The organism is Massilia eburnea (assembly GCF_050709955.1).
In the GTDB taxonomy this organism is placed as follows: Bacteria; Pseudomonadota; Gammaproteobacteria; order Burkholderiales; family Burkholderiaceae_D; genus Rugamonas; species Rugamonas eburnea_A.
The window spans coordinates 25,090-39,510 of record NZ_JBNZFX010000030.1 but is presented as its reverse complement, the minus strand read 5'-3'; the positions used below and the strand labels follow the sequence as shown (position 1 = coordinate 39,510).

13 protein-coding genes and 1 pseudogene are annotated in these 14,421 nt (G+C 61.8%); 10 read left to right on the top strand and 4 right to left on the bottom strand.

The window, feature by feature from the left end:
* Positions 1 to 41 precede the first annotated feature (41 nt).
* The 9 genes and pseudogenes from ACQ4MM_RS15845 (at position 42) to ACQ4MM_RS15805 (ending at position 8,393) form a co-directional block, all read left to right on the top strand.
* The gene (locus ACQ4MM_RS15845) at positions 42 to 653 is read left to right on the top strand and encodes a hypothetical protein (RefSeq protein ID WP_431478242.1); all 612 of its coding nucleotides are present in this window, start codon (positions 42 to 44) and stop codon (positions 651 to 653) included.
* Complete coding sequence (locus ACQ4MM_RS15840; protein WP_431478241.1) at positions 650 to 1,195, top strand: redoxin family protein; 546 nt, start codon at positions 650 to 652, stop codon at positions 1,193 to 1,195. Before ACQ4MM_RS15845 ends, ACQ4MM_RS15840 begins: the two co-directional genes overlap by 4 nt.
* A gap of 115 nt (positions 1,196 to 1,310) precedes the next feature.
* Positions 1,311 to 1,748 (top strand): type II 3-dehydroquinate dehydratase, encoded by a 438-nt coding sequence (gene aroQ / locus ACQ4MM_RS15835; protein WP_431478240.1) that lies wholly within the window; start codon positions 1,311 to 1,313, stop codon positions 1,746 to 1,748.
* 94 nt (positions 1,749 to 1,842) lie between these two features.
* Positions 1,843 to 2,307, top strand: a complete 465-nt coding sequence (gene accB, locus ACQ4MM_RS15830) for an acetyl-CoA carboxylase biotin carboxyl carrier protein (RefSeq protein WP_431478239.1) — start codon at positions 1,843 to 1,845, stop codon at positions 2,305 to 2,307.
* Positions 2,308 to 2,379: 72 nt separating this feature from the next.
* Positions 2,380 to 3,738: an acetyl-CoA carboxylase biotin carboxylase subunit gene (accC, locus tag ACQ4MM_RS15825; protein WP_090435078.1), complete on the top strand. Its 1,359-nt coding sequence runs from the start codon at positions 2,380 to 2,382 to the stop codon at positions 3,736 to 3,738.
* A 24-nt stretch (positions 3,739 to 3,762) separates the two neighbouring features.
* Entirely contained in the window at positions 3,763 to 4,674 is a 912-nt protein-coding gene (gene prmA, locus ACQ4MM_RS15820) for a 50S ribosomal protein L11 methyltransferase (protein WP_431478238.1), read from the top strand.
* Positions 4,675 to 4,690: 16 nt separating this feature from the next.
* Positions 4,691 to 4,792, top strand: a pseudogene (locus ACQ4MM_RS15815) (MJ0042-type zinc finger domain-containing protein); the annotation flags it as partial.
* A gap of 24 nt (positions 4,793 to 4,816) precedes the next feature.
* On the top strand, positions 4,817 to 7,441 hold the full coding sequence (locus ACQ4MM_RS15810; RefSeq protein ID WP_431478460.1) for a DUF3426 domain-containing protein: 2,625 nt from the start codon (positions 4,817 to 4,819) through the stop codon (positions 7,439 to 7,441).
* A 7-nt stretch (positions 7,442 to 7,448) separates the two neighbouring features.
* Positions 7,449 to 8,393: a carbohydrate kinase family protein gene (locus ACQ4MM_RS15805; RefSeq protein ID WP_431478237.1), complete on the top strand. Its 945-nt coding sequence runs from the start codon at positions 7,449 to 7,451 to the stop codon at positions 8,391 to 8,393.
* 199 nt (positions 8,394 to 8,592) lie between these two features.
* On the opposite strand, the gene ACQ4MM_RS15800 is transcribed toward ACQ4MM_RS15805, so the two are convergent.
* The gene (locus ACQ4MM_RS15800; protein WP_255372299.1) at positions 8,593 to 9,120 is read right to left on the bottom strand and encodes a YggT family protein; all 528 of its coding nucleotides are present in this window, start codon (positions 9,118 to 9,120) and stop codon (positions 8,593 to 8,595) included.
* Between the two features lie 83 nt (positions 9,121 to 9,203).
* Entirely contained in the window at positions 9,204 to 9,332 is a 129-nt protein-coding gene (locus ACQ4MM_RS15795) for a hypothetical protein (protein ID WP_255357324.1), read from the bottom strand.
* Positions 9,333 to 9,360: 28 nt separating this feature from the next.
* Here ACQ4MM_RS15795 and ACQ4MM_RS15790 point away from each other — a divergent pair, with 28 nt between their 5' ends.
* The gene (locus ACQ4MM_RS15790; RefSeq protein ID WP_431478236.1) at positions 9,361 to 10,290 is read left to right on the top strand and encodes a hypothetical protein; all 930 of its coding nucleotides are present in this window, start codon (positions 9,361 to 9,363) and stop codon (positions 10,288 to 10,290) included.
* Positions 10,291 to 10,966: 676 nt separating this feature from the next.
* Here the strand turns inward: ACQ4MM_RS15790 and ACQ4MM_RS15785 are convergent.
* Together ACQ4MM_RS15785 and ACQ4MM_RS15780 are read right to left on the bottom strand one after the other, a co-directional pair.
* A complete protein-coding gene (locus ACQ4MM_RS15785) occupies positions 10,967 to 12,472 on the bottom strand; it encodes a chemotaxis protein CheW (RefSeq protein ID WP_431478235.1) in 1,506 nt (501 codons plus the stop codon).
* Between the two features lie 3 nt (positions 12,473 to 12,475).
* Positions 12,476 to 14,176 carry a methyl-accepting chemotaxis protein gene (locus ACQ4MM_RS15780; protein WP_431478234.1) on the bottom strand — a complete coding sequence of 567 codons (1,701 nt, stop codon included), beginning with the start codon at positions 14,174 to 14,176 and terminating at the stop codon, positions 12,476 to 12,478.
* Between the last annotated feature and the right edge of the window lie 245 nt (positions 14,177 to 14,421).

Below are 14,421 nucleotides of genomic sequence, written 5' to 3'. Positions count from 1 at the left end.
GGGTCAGACCCAGGTTTACCGGTTTTAGGTATGATGCAATCATGAACCCCGAGATCAAAACCGAAATCGCCGCCGCCGCCGCCCGCATGATCGCGCAGGATGGCGTCGACTACGGTAGCGCCAAACGCAAGGCCGCCCGCCAGATACTCGGCGATGCCCAGGCCCGCGACCTGTCCGACATCCTGCCCGACAACGAGCAGATCGAAGAAGAGGTCCGCCTATACCACGCCTTGTATAACGCCGATACCCACCCAGCGCATTTATTCAGATTGCGCGGCCTGGCTTTGCAAGTGATGGAAATGCTGGAACAATACCAACCCTTCCTGACCGGCTCCGTGCTGCATGGCAGCGCGGGCATGCACGACGACGTTCACCTGCAAGTCTTCGTGGACAGCGCCAAGGAAGTGGAGATTTATCTATTGAACAAGAACCTGCAAATCGAGATTTCCGAATCACCCCACTTCCGCGGTCCCCGTTTCGAAGACGTGGAAACGGCCAGCTTCATGTGGAAGAACGTGGGCGTGCACGTCGAACTGTATGAGCAGGACGACTTGCGCGGCGCCAAAAAGAAAAGCGGCGACAAGCTGCTGCGCGCCGATATCGCGGAACTGCGCAGCATCCTCAGCAACAGCTCTCACCCAGCCCAACAATGAAAAAAATTGCAATGTACGCCGTGGTCGCCGTCCTGTTTGCCGGCGCCGGCGCCTGGTACGGCAGCCATAAAAAACAAGCTCCCGCTCCCATCACCAGCACCGCCCCGGCCGGCGTTACCGGCCCGGTAGCCGCCATGATGGCCGAATCATTGCCAAATGACAAAGGCGTCAAGGAAGCGCTATCGAAATGGCAAGGCAAAACCCTGCTGGTCAACTTCTGGGCTCCATGGTGCGCGCCCTGCGTGGAAGAGATGCCGGAATTGTCTGAATTGCAAAATTCCGAGCTCGGCAAGAAGGTCCAGGTGATCGGCATCGGCATCGATTCGCCATCCAATATTGCAGAATTCACACAGAAGGTGAAGGTCGCCTACCCCATCTACGTGGCCGGCATGAGCGGCACCGAACTGTCTCGCCAGTTCGGCAATACGCAAGGCGGCCTGCCCTTCACGGTCCTGATTGGCGCTGACGGCACGGTCAAAAAGACTTACCTGGCGCGCCTCAAATTCGATGACCTGAAGGCCGACCTGGCGGCCTTCAACTAGTAGAAGCTGGCCGGCGAACGACCGTTCTATTAACTTCCGCCAAGTTATTTTCTCTTGCCAATGCTCGTAGATGGCGGCAAAATGCGGAACTTTCGCGGAAAATGGTCAGGGAATCATGGCATCGAACCTGCTGCTACTTAATGGCCCCAACCTGAATTTGTTGGGCACGCGCGAGCCTGAAACCTACGGCGCCAGCACCCTGGCAGACGTTGAACAGGCGGCGCAGGCACAGGCCGGAACAGCTGGTGCACGGCTCGCCTGTTTCCAAAGCAACCACGAAGGAGCGTTGATTGACCGCATCCACGCAGCCCGAACCGAGGGCGTGGATTTCATCGTCATCAACCCGGGAGGCTATACCCACACCAGTGTCGCCTTGCGCGATGCATTGGCAGGCGTAGCGATCCCTTTTATTGAAGTGCACATTTCGAATATTTATCGGCGGGAGGAGTTCCGCCACCATTCCTATCTCAGCGCAATCGCACAGGGGACGATCTGCGGGCTTGGTATCGACGGATATCGTCTCGCCATCGACTTTGCCTTAAAAAGCAAGTAATCTACCGCGATCTGCGCACATCTAACGCGATGCCGCCCATAAGGCGACATCAAAGTAACCGTCAACATAATAGATAGAACAAGGGAGCCAACAAATGGATCTACGCAAGCTGAAGACGCTGATCGACCTGGTAGCAGAGTCGGACATCGCTGAACTGGAAGTGACCGAAGGCGAAAGCAAAGTTCGCATCGTCAAGTCCGGCGGTCTGGCACAAAACCAGGTAATGATGATGCCGTCGCAAGCGCCAACCCATTACGCACCCGCCGGCGCGCCGGTCGCCGCACCGGTCGCTGCGCCTGCCGCTCCTGCTGCCGCCGAGCCAACCGGCCACGTGGTCAAGTCGCCGATGGTGGGCACCTTCTACCGCGCTTCCGCACCGGGCAACCCAGCTTTCGTTGAAGTGGGCGCCACCGTGAAAGAAGGCGACACCCTGTGCATCATCGAAGCGATGAAGCTGCTGAACGAGATCGATGCCGACAAATCCGGCACCATCACCCAGATCCTGGTCGAGAACGGCCAACCGGTCGAATTCGGCCAGCCATTGTTTGTGATCGGCTAAAGCCGGACCATGGCCGCCAAGCTTGACCAGGCGGCCAGCACAACAAGCGAACAATCCTACAGCGAAGCTACCATGTTCGAAAAAATCCTTATTGCCAATCGCGGCGAAATCGCCCTGCGCATCCAGCGCGCGTGCCGCGAACTGGGCATCAAGACTGTGGTCGTGCACTCAGAGGCCGACCGTGACGCCAAGTACGTGAAGCTTGCCGACGAGTCCGTCTGCATCGGCCCAGCCCCTTCGGCGCAGTCCTACCTGAATATGCCGGCCATCATTTCCGCGGCCGAAGTAACCGACGCGGAAGCGATCCACCCTGGCTACGGCTTCCTGTCCGAGAACGCGGACTTTGCCGAGCGCGTGGAGAAATCCGGTTTCGTCTTCATCGGCCCGCGCGCCGAATCGATCCGCTTGATGGGCGACAAAGTGTCGGCCAAGCACGCGATGATCAAAGCCGGCGTGCCTTGCGTGCCAGGTTCCGAAGGCGCCCTGCCGGATGATCCGAAAGCCATTGTGCAGATTGCGCGCAAAATCGGCTATCCGGTGATCATCAAGGCCGCCGGCGGCGGCGGTGGCCGCGGCATGCGCGTGGTGCATACCGAAGCTGCGCTGCTGAACGCGGTCACCATGACCAAATCGGAAGCCGGCGCTGCCTTCGGCAATCCGGAAGTGTATATGGAGAAGTACCTGGAGAATCCGCGTCACGTGGAAATCCAGATCCTGGCCGACGAACACAAGAACGCCGTCTGGCTGGGTGAACGCGACTGCTCCATGCAGCGCCGCCACCAGAAGGTGATCGAAGAAGCACCGGCACCCGGCATCCCGCGCAAGGTGATCGAAAAGATCGGCGACCGCTGTGCCGAAGCGTGCCGCAAGATCGGCTACCGTGGCGCCGGCACCTTCGAATTCCTGTACGAAAACGGCGAGTTCTATTTCATCGAAATGAACACCCGCGTGCAGGTTGAGCACCCGGTGACCGAAATGATCACCGGTATCGACATCGTGCAGGAACAGATCCGCATTGCTGCGGGCGAGAAGCTGCGCTTCCGCCAGCGCGACGTGATGCTGTCCGGCCACGCCATCGAATGCCGTATCAATGCCGAGGATCCATTCAAGTTCACCCCGTCGCCAGGCCGCATCACCGCATGGCATACTCCGGGTGGCCCAGGCGTGCGTGTTGACTCGCACTCCTATGCGGGTTACTTTGTACCACCGAACTACGATTCGATGATCGGCAAGGTCATTACCTACGGCGCAACCCGCGAGCAGGCGATCCGCCGCATGCAGATTGCACTGTCGGAAATGGTCGTTGAAGGCATTTCGACCAACATCCCGCTGCACCGCGAGCTGATGGTTGATGCACGCTTCATCGAAGGTGGCACCAACATCCACTATCTGGAACAACGCCTGGCAGAAATGCCGAAGGCAGGCAAGTAAATATACAAGGCAGGTAAGTAATAAATGAGCTGGACTGAAATCGTCATCGAAGTAGCACGTGAACACGCCGAGGCATTGTCCGAGGCGCTGATGGATGCGGGCGCGCTGTCGGTGTCGGTGGAGGATGCCGATGAAGGCACCGACGCCGAAAAACCCCTGTTCGGCGAGCCGGGCATGGAGCCGACCGAAGCGGCATGGGATCATAGCCGTGTGGTCGCGCTGACCGATGATGAGGAAGACCAGGCCCTGATCGTGGCGGCTGCCGCCGGCGCGATCGGGCTGGCTCACCTGCCAAAGTTCACCACCCGCAAGGTGGAAGACGCCGACTGGGTGCGCCTGACCCAGTCGCAATTTGAGCCGATCCATATCGGCAAGAACATCTGGGTCGTGCCAAGCTGGCACGAAGCCCCCGATCCATCCGCCCTGATCCTGGAACTGGACCCCGGCCTGGCCTTCGGTACCGGCTCGCACCCGACCACCAAGCTGTGCATGGAATGGCTGGAAGCCCACCCGGCGCCTGGCAAGTCCGTGCTGGACTACGGCTGCGGTTCCGGCATCCTCGCCATGGTTGCACGCAAGCTGGGCGCCACTACTGTCGCCGGCGTGGATATCGATCCACAGGCTATCGTGTCGGCTAGCGACAATGCGCTGCGCAACCGCGTGGAAGATATCCAGTACTTCGTGCCGGATGATTTCGCGCAATCGGCGTTTGCCTCGCAGCGTTTTGATATCGTGGTCGCCAACATCCTGTCTTCACCGCTGAAGCTGATGGCGCCGATGCTGTCCGGCCGCGTGGCGCCCGGCGGTTCGCTGGTGCTGTCCGGCGTGCTGGCGCGCCAGGCGGAAGAGGTTGCGGCGGCTTACGCACCGTTCATCAAACTGGGCGTCTGGGCTGAGCACGAAGGCTGGGTGTGCCTGTCCGGCACGCTGGCATAAGGCTCCTTCCTGACTGATGGCGCTCGCCACTAAATGCCCCCATTGCAGTACGATCTTCAGGGTCGCGGCTGACCAACTGAAACTGCGCGGGGGCATTGTCCGTTGCGGCTCTTGCGCGCTGGTTTTCGACGGCAATGCAGCCTTGGTCGAACCCGCGCCCAAACCGACGCCTGTTATTCCCGATATCGTTGCTGAGCCGCCGCCTGCGAAGCCGGCAGTCTCCGACTATGTGCACGGTGCGCCGGTCGACTTCGAGATCGACTTCAGCGACGAGCCAATTGCCGTACCGCCCCCTGCTGCCGCGCCGGCCGAGGCCGAGCCAGCGCCTGCCGCTCCGTCGCCAGTTGTCTGGCGCAGCGCCGCCGCACCCGCTGCCCAGCCGCATGCGCCCACACCGGACGACATCGCCCTGGCCGCCGTGGCCCGCGCATTCGCCGCCGTGACCACGCATGACGCCCCGTCGACGCCAGCATCGGTGTCGCCAGCCGGCTTGCCGTTGCCAACCGCCGAACAGCCACGCGCCGTCCCGGCGCCAACGCCAACGCCAGCGGCCGAACCGTCGCAGGCTGCCGCCCCATCGCAAGCCGCCGCACCGGCGCAAGCCCAGCTGCCGCAACGCGCTGCCGAGCAGGCGCCAGCGCCTGTCGCTGCCGCGGCGCCAGCTCGCACAACATCTTCGCCGGCCACGCGCTCGCTGATCGACGTCGTTTCGCCCGACGCAGCTTTCACTGCTGCCGCCGAACCATCGCCTCCGCTGGTGCCCGAACCACATGCCATGCAGTCGCCGGCACGGGCCAAGTCGCCTGCCGGCCTGTCGTCGCTGGCCGACCTGGTGGCGCCAGACGCCGTCTTCTCAGCCACCGCAGAACCGTCGCCACCACTGGTACCTCCGCCGCCAGCCACCCCGTCGTTTGCAAAAGCAGCGCCGGCCACCGGCTCGGCCCAGCATTTGGACGTGTTTTCGCCTGACGCCACCTTTTCGGCCGCTACCGGAACCACAACTGCTGCCCCGCCACCGGCCACCCCGGCACCGCGAACCGTTTTCACGCCGCCGCCCGTTCCGGCAGCCACGGCAACCCCGGCAACCCGCCCTACCGCCGACCTGCCGCCGCCTCGAGCCGAAGCGCCCGCCGAACCTGCGCATGCGGCCGACGAGAGCAAGGTCGCGCCGGAAGAGGCACCAGCATTCGACGTGCCACCGCAAGTTAGCCACGCAGTTGCCGCAGCCGCTGAAGCGACGCCTGTGCCAGACGCAGCGCCCGCCGAACCTCAGGGCAACGCCGTAGAGGCCTCGCTGCCCTCGGAAAGTGCGCTAGCAATCGAAGCGCCGGCGCCGCTTGACCGCGCCGCCACCCCTGCGGCTGAAATGCCGCCGCAAGACGACATACCCGCCGCGCTCCAGCACATCGACGTCGAGGACTCGCTCCCGGCGGACCATGCCGTCGCATTCGAAGCGCCGCCGCAGCTCGACCAGGCCCCGGCCGACCCTGTGGAAGTTGCCGAAGAAAGCGAGCTGCCGACGGAAGACCTGCCGCCGCCGCGCGACGAAACGCCAGCCGAGCCAGCACAGCCTGTCGAAGCCCCATCGTTGCTCGAGCAGGTAGAGCCGCCTGCCGACGAAGCGAGTGCAGCTGCCGAAACCGGCGAACCAGCCGGCGCCTCCCTGGTGGATGCTATCGACCAATGGTCGGCCGATAATACGCACCCTGACGGTCGCATCGAGCCTTCGCTCGACACGCCACAAGAGCATCTGGTCCTCGCCGCGCTCGATGACGCGCATCACTTTGAAGACCTGTCGTCCGACGAGCTGCCCGCGCCGGATTTGCCGGCCGCCGACGCCGAGGTGGACGGCACCAGCGAACCGTCCCTGCATGCCGAACCCTGGTTTGGCACCGACACGGCGGCAGAGCAAACACCGGTGCCGGATGGCGAACCATGGAGCCTGTCCGAACCCGACGAAACCGCCCTGCACGCGGTAGCCGCAGTCAACACGGACGCCCCGGATGACGGCGCCTCCGTCACCGACGACGAAGCAGCCGACCGGCCAGCCAAATCCCGCCGTGAACGCGCCCTGAAACGCGCCAAATCGCGCCGCGACACCAGCGGCCCGGTCGCCGAACACGAAGTCTTCGCCCTCGAAGAAAACGGTCCCGAGCCGGAAAACAGCGCCGAGCAGGTCGCCGCCCGCATGCGCGCCATCGCCGGCGTCGATGAAACCGCCGCCGCAAGCGGAGACCTCGACCACGCCGACCTGAATTTCGTCAAGCGCGTCGACCGCAGCCAGAGATACGGCAGGGCCGTCACGATCACGATGGCAGTCGGCGTCCCGATCCTGCTGGCCGGCCTGGTGCTGCAAGCCGCCACCACCTTCCGCGATACACTGGCCGCCAACTATCCACAACTGAAGCCGGCCCTGACGGCAGTCTGCCAACCGCTCGGTTGCAAGATCGCCCTGCCAAGCCAGCTTGATGCCCTCAGCGTCGAACCGGGCGAGCTGGCCAGCATGACTGAAAACACCTTCAGCTTCAGCACCGTCCTTCGCAACCAGTCCAAGACCCCGCAAGCCTGGCCGCACGTCGAACTGACCCTGAACGACAACGCCGACAAGCCGGTGCTGCGCCGAGTGTTCGCCCCGATCGAATACCTGCCGTCGTCGACCGAGGCCGAAAAAGGCTTCGGCCCGCGCAGTGAACAAAACATTAAACTGTATTTCGAGCTGAAAGAGCTCAAAGCTTCCGGCTATCACATCGCCATTTTCTACCCTTAAAAATACTATGACTAAAACCGCGCTTGTCTGTGGCTCGCTGGCTATCGACATCATCATGCAATACGAAGGCCGCTTCGGCGACACCCTGCTGGCTGATCAGCTGCACAAAGTCAACGTATCGTTCCTGGTGCCGACCATGCGCACTGAGTTTGGCGGCTGCTCCGGCAATATCGCCTACTCGCTGAAGATGCTGGGCGGCGACCCGCGCATCGTCGGTGTGCTGGGCCAGGATTGCGCGGCCTACCTGGAACGCTTGCAGAAGCTCGGCATCTCGACCGACAACATCCTGATCAAGAAGGATGCCTACAACGCGCAGTGCTTCGTCACCGCCGATGCGGACCACAACCAGATCAACGCCTTCCACCCAGGCGCCATGTCGTTTGCGCATGAGAACCCGATCGAGAAAGCCGGCGCGGCCCGCATTGCGATCATTTCGCCGGACGGCCACTTGGGCATGCTGAAGCACGCGGATGACCTGGCACGCCTGGGCATCCCGTTCGTCTTCGACCCGGGCCAGCAGATGCCGATGTTCACTCCTGAACAGCTGATTGGCTTCATTGAGAAGGCTGCTTATGTCACCTGCAATGACTATGAGATCGAGCTGCTGATGTCGCGCACCGGCCTGACCATTCCGGATATCGCTGCCAAGCTGGAAGCGCTGATCGTGACGCGCGGCGAAAAGGGTTCGGAGATTTATACCCAGGGCAAGCGGATTGATATTCCTGCCGTGGTGGTGGATTCTTCGCTCGACCTGGACCCGACCGGCTGCGGCGATGCGTATCGCGCCGGCTTGCTGTTTGGCCTGGTCAACGACCTGGGCTGGGAATCGACCGGCCGCCTGGCCAGCTTGCTGGGTGCGATCAAGATTGTGACCAAAGGCGCGCAGAACCATGTGTTCACGCCTGCCGAAATCGCCGACAAGTTCGAAGCGGCGTTCGGCTATCGTTTCTAAAACCGGTAAACCTGGGTCTGACCCGCAGGGTCAGACCCAGTACGGTCTCACGGCCGCGGGTTTGGGTTGTGCGATGTTGATCTTCGTCGAAGGTCAGAGGCGTACAACCCGGACCCGCGGCCGTCGCATTACTGGGGTCTGACCCTTGGGTCAGACCCCGCCTTACCGGGTTCCGGCCGCGGCGAGCACCCGCAACGGCTCATCGGCCGAACAACATGCCAAGCAGGATCTGGCAGATTTGCAGCAGGATCAAGGCCACCAGCAGCGACAAGTCCAGGTTGCCGACCAGTGGCACCACTTTGCGGATAGGCCTGAGCAGCGGGTCGTTCAGCGCGCGCACGAAGGGCGCCAGCGGCGCATGCGGATTGACCCAACTGAAAATCGCTTCGATGATCAGCAGCGCCATAAAGCCAAACAAGACCCATTCCAGGAAGCGCTGCAAAGCCGCCAGCAGCACGATCTCCGGCGTCGCGCCAACCAGGAACAGCACCGAGGTCGCCAGGATCACGATCAGGAACGCGCCAATCAGGCTGGCCCAGTCGTAGCCCCCCATGCCGGGGACGATGCGGCGCAGAGGGCGCACCAGCCAATCCGATAACTGAAAAGTAAACTGTGCCACCGACGAAGGCGGGCGGACGCGGATAGCCTGCATCCAGAATCGCAGCAACAGAACGCCGCCAAGCAGGCCGGCTGCGACATCGACGATCAGCTTAAGAATACTAAACACGAGTTCACTCCAAATAAAAAAACCGCTGTGCGATTGTCTCACACAGCGGTGTTTTCGCCATCCGGCACTAAGCGTTTAAGGGCTTAGGCAGGACGGGTGCTGGTCGGGAACGGCCAGGCGGCTGCCGGGGCGATCACGGTCTTAGCTGCCGGAGCGGCAGCTGGAGCTGGAGCGGCTGCAGCAGCAGGTGCTGGAGCGGCAGCTGGCTTCACAGCTTCCTTCTTAGGAGCAGCAGGTTTCTTGGTAGCGGCCTTTTTAGGGGCAGCTGGTTTTGCAGCAGGAGCTGCAGCCGGTGCTACGGCTACTGGCGCAACAGCTGGCTTAGCTGCTGGCTTAGCCGAGGCTTTTTTTGGGGCGGCCTTTTTAGCTGCAGGCTTGGCAGCTGGTTTTGCGGCGGCTTTAGGAGCGGCTTTTTTAGCAGCTGGCTTGGCAGCAGCTTTCTTAGCGGCTGGCTTTTTTGCGGCTGGCTTGGCAGCAGCTTTAGGAGCGGCCTTCTTGGCAGCAGGCTTGGCAGCGGCTTTCTTGGCGGCTGGTTTAGCAGCAGCTTTCTTGGCAGCAGGTTTAGCAGCGGCTTTCTTAGCGGCTGGTTTAGCAGCAACTTTCTTGGCAGCTGGTTTGGCAGCGGCTTTCTTGGCGGCTGGCTTGGCGGCAGCTTTCGCTACGGTCTTTTTCGCTGCTGGTTTCGCTGCAGCTTTCTTGGCTGCAGGCTTAGCTGCGGCTTTCTTGGCTACTGGCTTAGCTGCGGCTTTTTTAGCGACGGCTTTTTTAGCTGCTGGTTTAGCGGCTACTTTTTTAGCTGCTGGCTTAGCTGCTGCCTTGGCGACGGTCTTCTTCGCTGCTGGCTTGGCTGCTGCTTTCTTAGCTGCTGGTTTTGCTGCTGGCTTGGCAGCGGCTTTCTTCACAGCTGGTTTTGCTGCTGCTTTTTTCACTGCTGGTTTTGCTGCTGGCTTAGCGGCAGCTTTCTTAGCGGCTGGTTTAGCAGCTGGCTTGGCAGCGGCTTTCTTTGCAGCTGGTTTAGCAGCTGGTTTCGCTGCGGCTTTAGCGGCCGGCTTAGCGGCAGCTTTCTTTGCTGGAGCAGCTGCTTTAGCGGCTGCTGGTTTCTTCTTAGCGGCGGTTGCCATTTTTAGTTCTCCTTCATCTGGGATGGGAAAAATTCACGCACAAATTTAAAACCCGTCCGGCCCTGCGCTGGACCAGGCGAATTATTCATCGGCACAAACACGGTTGCGGTTTGCGCTAATGAATTCGGCACCCGGCTGAACTGCTGCACCTCCTCACAAGTGCAGCGCTTCAGCCATCGATTCCTACGCCGGTGCTCGGCAGCGCAGGACTCAAATTCTTTGTCGCGACGATTGCGCGGGTGGGGCGTGAATTCAGCTCCTCGACCCCTCGTCGGGCCACGTGATACGACCAGCGTTCAAAGAAAAAACCGCCCGGCCTGATCGAGAGATCAGGTGAGCGGCTTCGCTGTCGTCGTGTGGTCTTTAAGCATACCTATGCGTTTTTGGTTCCCATTATTCTTCGATTTTTGCGGTAACAACACACTCAAAAAACAGTGCTTGCAAATTCACGCGATTTCAAGTTCGCAAAGTACACGAAAGCTTGTCGATGCGCAACCAGCACGAATGATTTTCTTCTTCTTTTTTTGCGTCGATCTGCGAGTTCGCGCACATTGAAGTGCGCTTCACGAGCCGCTCACGCACATCGATCGCGCATCGCGTCGCCAACAACCTTCGCATAACGCCTTTAGGTAAAGGCTGTATAAAAAGTGAAGCGCCCCGGTTCGCGTTTGGGCGCGAGACCGGGGCGGCTGAAGGATGCGTTTGAAATTTTTTTTTCGTCGCGATTACGCGACATGCAAAATTCGCTTCATCACGCGTTCAAGATCGAGCAAACAGGTGCTGTGCGTGCTTCCATCTGTTTGCGGCAGCTCCACCACTTCGTTCGATTCAGCCGACAGGCCTTGCGCTGTCGCCGAGACCTTGACCAGCGAGGGCGCGGCGAAACGCTTGCCGTCACCGACAGTGACGATGTCGGCAACCGCATCGACCACCAGGCCGTAGCGCCCTTCGTCGCGCTCGATGACCAGCACCTTGCCCGCGCCCTCGCCCGCCGCCATGCCGTACAGGCGGCGCAAGTCGACCAGACTGATGAGCTGTTGGCGCAGGTTCAGCACCCCGCACAGGTAGTCCGGCATGCCGGGCGGATGGCTGATATCGCCGGCGTGGTCGATGATCTCGCGCACCTGCTTCAACTCCAGCGCGAACAGTTCGCCGACCCGGAAGCTCAGGTAGACCTGGCGGCCGGCGCGCTGACCGGCTGCTGTGGATGCCCCACCCTGGGCCGGATACAGCTGCCGGTGCCCCAGGTCCATCTGGCCCATCTCGCTGCGCGAGAAGATGCCTTCGTGGTCCAGCAGGATCACGTCCTCCTCTCCGGCTCGCGCCACGCAGCCAGCGAACATGGCACTGCGCTCTTTGCTCAGCAAAGGGATCGCCAGTACTTCATCACTGGTGAAATGCAGGATGCTTTCCACTTCGTCGACCAGGAAACCGAGCGTCGCCTCGCCGATGTGCGCCACCAGGATGCGCTGTTCGGCACTGGCTTGTGCCGGCTGGCCGCCTGCCAGCGCCGCAAAGTCCACCACCGGCACCTGCATGCCGCGGAACTGTATGCGACCGCGGCACAGGGGGCTGGCCAGGATCGATTCGGCCAGCTCGGGCACGCGGATGATTTCCTGGATCGCCTTCATTTCCATCGCAAAGCGGGCGCCGGCAGCGCGGAAGCTGATCGCGTGGCGGCGCTCGCCGACCACGCGCAACTGACGCCGCGTTTCGGCACCGCTGGCGCGCATCGATTGCACCTGCGGCACGTTCTCGATACGCACCAGGCGCTCGATGTCGAGCACCTGGACCAGGCGCCTGCCCTCCTCCAGCAAAATGGTGCCGGCCACTACCCCTTGTGTCGAACCCTCCGCATAACGCAACCGGCTGCGTTGTTCAGGCCGCACGCGCAGGATTTCGCCGGTTGCGTGAACCAGCAAACCGACCTGCGCTTCCAGGTAGTCGATGATGGCGATCTTGTTCGACGCTTGCGCCGCCGGCGCCGCCGGATCGAACAGGCGCCCCAGGTTCACCACCGGAATCACACTGCCGCGCAGCGTGAACATGCCTTCCAGATAAGAGGGAGCGAGCGGCACGCTGGTCATGCGTTCAGGGAAGTTGACCACCTCCCGGATGCTCAGGGCAGGCAGCGCGAACTCGTCCCCGCCCAGCATGAAGGAGCCGAACAGTTCGACCGTTGCCGCGGCGTCCGCCTGCGGCGACGCCGACACCACACGCAAGGCTTCCATGGCTTACACCACGAAGCCGGCGACCAGCTTGTTCAATTCCCCGGCGCGCGAATTCAGGCTGGAAGTCGACGAGGCTATGCTGTCGCAGCTGCCGGCGGACTGCTCGGCCGCTTCGGCGATATGGTTGATGGCCACGCTGACCTCGCGCGCCGACAACAGCTGCTCCCTGGCCTCGTGCGAGATCTCGGCAATCGCCTCGCTGGTCTTGCCGACGCCCTTCACGATGCGATCGAAGGCTTCGCTGGCCTGGTGCGAGATGGCGGTGCCGGTATTCACCCGCTTGACCGACTCGCTGATCAGCTTGGAGATCTCCTTGGTCGCCTGCGAAGACCGCTCGGCCAGCTTGCGCACCTCGTCCGCCACCACCGAGAAGCCGAGGCCGTGTTCGCCGGCGCGCGCAGCTTCGATGGCGGCATTGAAGGCCAGCATATTGGTCTGGTTGGCAATATCGCTGATTACCTTCACGATCTCGCCGATGTCTTCCGAAGAACGATTGATCAGGTCCATCGCCTCGATCGAGCGCGCCACCGCCTTGGCGCCCGCCTCGGCCTCGTCTTGCGTCGACTTGGCCAGCTCATTGGCATGGCCGGTGCTGGTGGCAATCGCATCGATGGAACGGGTCAGGCCGTCCACCGTGGCATTCATTTCCTCCACCGTGGCGCCCAGCTCCTGCGAGCCGCCGGCCACCACGCCGGCGCGGTTGGCGATCTCCTCGGCGTCGTCGGCGAAGGCGGTGGCCGACATCACCACCTGCCCGATCACGCCGCGCAAGTCGCCCATCATCTTGCCGATGCCGGCGCCCAGCTGGTCGAGCGGTTCATCGCCGGCCAACGGCACTTCGGCCGTCAGGTCGCCTTTGGCCGCGCGCGCCACTGCATCGAGCAGGCGCTCGATCTTGGCCGCGTCGCTGGCTGCCTTGTCCTTGATGCCCTGCTCCATCAGCACCTGCTCGGTGATGTCGCAGGCGAACTTGACGATTTTGAAAGGCGTGCCGTTCATGTCCAGGATCGGGTTGTAGGTGGCCTGGATCCAGATCGCCTTGCCGCCATTGCCGACCCGTTTGTAGCGGCCGCCGTCGAATTCCCCGCGGTTCAGTTTTTGCCAGAAGCGTTTGTAGTCGACGCTGGACGCGTATTCGGTCTCGCAGAACATGCGGTGGTGTTCGCCCTTGATGTCGTCCAGCGTGTAGCCCATCGCATCGAGGAAGTTGCCGTTGGCGGTCAGCACATGGCCGCCCATGTCGAACTCGATCACGGCCTGCGCCTTGTCCATCGCGCTGACCTTGCCCTCGTACTCCGCGTTGCGCAGCTTGTTGGCGGTGATGTCGGTGGCGAACTTGATTACTTTATAAGGCTTGCCGTCGGCATCGAACACCGGGTTGTAGGAAGCGTTGATCCAGATCTCGCGCCCGCCTTTGCCGCAGCGCTTGTATTCGCCGTGCTCGAAGTGGCCGCCGCGCAGGCGTTCCCAGAATTGTTTATAAGCTTCGCTGGCCGCAAAAGCCGCGTCGCAAAACATCGAATGATGGTGGCCCTGGACTTCGTCCAGCGTGTAGCCGACCGCGCTCAGGAAGTTGTCGTTGGCGTGCAGGATGGTGCCATCGAGCTGGAATTCGATGACTGCCTGGACGCGATTGAGGGCGGCGTTGATGGCCTGCAGTTCGACTTCTTGTAGCTGGCTTTGCTGGATGGCTGGGCTGTTCATTTTGGGTGAGCTCCTGAAGGGGGGGTGTTGCCACTGAGAATCTTCAGTATAGACAGCACCCCCGCCAGGAATCTCACCCTTTGTCACCCGCCCCTGCCTGCGCTTTAAGCAGTTAAATAAAGGGCATAGCTTCGTTGCGGGGCCACAACGAAAGCTATCCGGCTTGGACACAACTTGGCAAGCTGGCATCCAGGTCCGGCATGCGCCATGCCGCTTCGATCAAGGCCGCCGCGGCAGCCGGTTGG

Excerpts from the sequence above, each read along its gene's own strand:
- accB (WP_431478239.1), top strand. The coding sequence starts at position 1,843 with ATGGATCTACGCAAGCTGAAGACGCTGATCGACCTGGTAGCAGAGTCG.
- ACQ4MM_RS15805 (WP_431478237.1), top strand. The coding sequence starts at position 7,449 with ATGACTAAAACCGCGCTTGTCTGTGGCTCGCTGGCTATCGACATCATC.
- accC (WP_090435078.1), top strand. The coding sequence starts at position 2,380 with ATGTTCGAAAAAATCCTTATTGCCAATCGCGGCGAAATCGCCCTGCGC.
- ACQ4MM_RS15780 (WP_431478234.1), bottom strand. The coding sequence starts at position 14,176 with ATGAACAGCCCAGCCATCCAGCAAAGCCAGCTACAAGAAGTCGAACTG.
- aroQ (WP_431478240.1), top strand. The coding sequence starts at position 1,311 with ATGGCATCGAACCTGCTGCTACTTAATGGCCCCAACCTGAATTTGTTG.
- ACQ4MM_RS15785 (WP_431478235.1), bottom strand. The coding sequence starts at position 12,472 with ATGGAAGCCTTGCGTGTGGTGTCGGCGTCGCCGCAGGCGGACGCCGCG.
- ACQ4MM_RS15840 (WP_431478241.1), top strand. The coding sequence starts at position 650 with ATGAAAAAAATTGCAATGTACGCCGTGGTCGCCGTCCTGTTTGCCGGC.
- prmA (WP_431478238.1), top strand. The coding sequence starts at position 3,763 with ATGAGCTGGACTGAAATCGTCATCGAAGTAGCACGTGAACACGCCGAG.
- ACQ4MM_RS15845 (WP_431478242.1), top strand. The coding sequence starts at position 42 with ATGAACCCCGAGATCAAAACCGAAATCGCCGCCGCCGCCGCCCGCATG.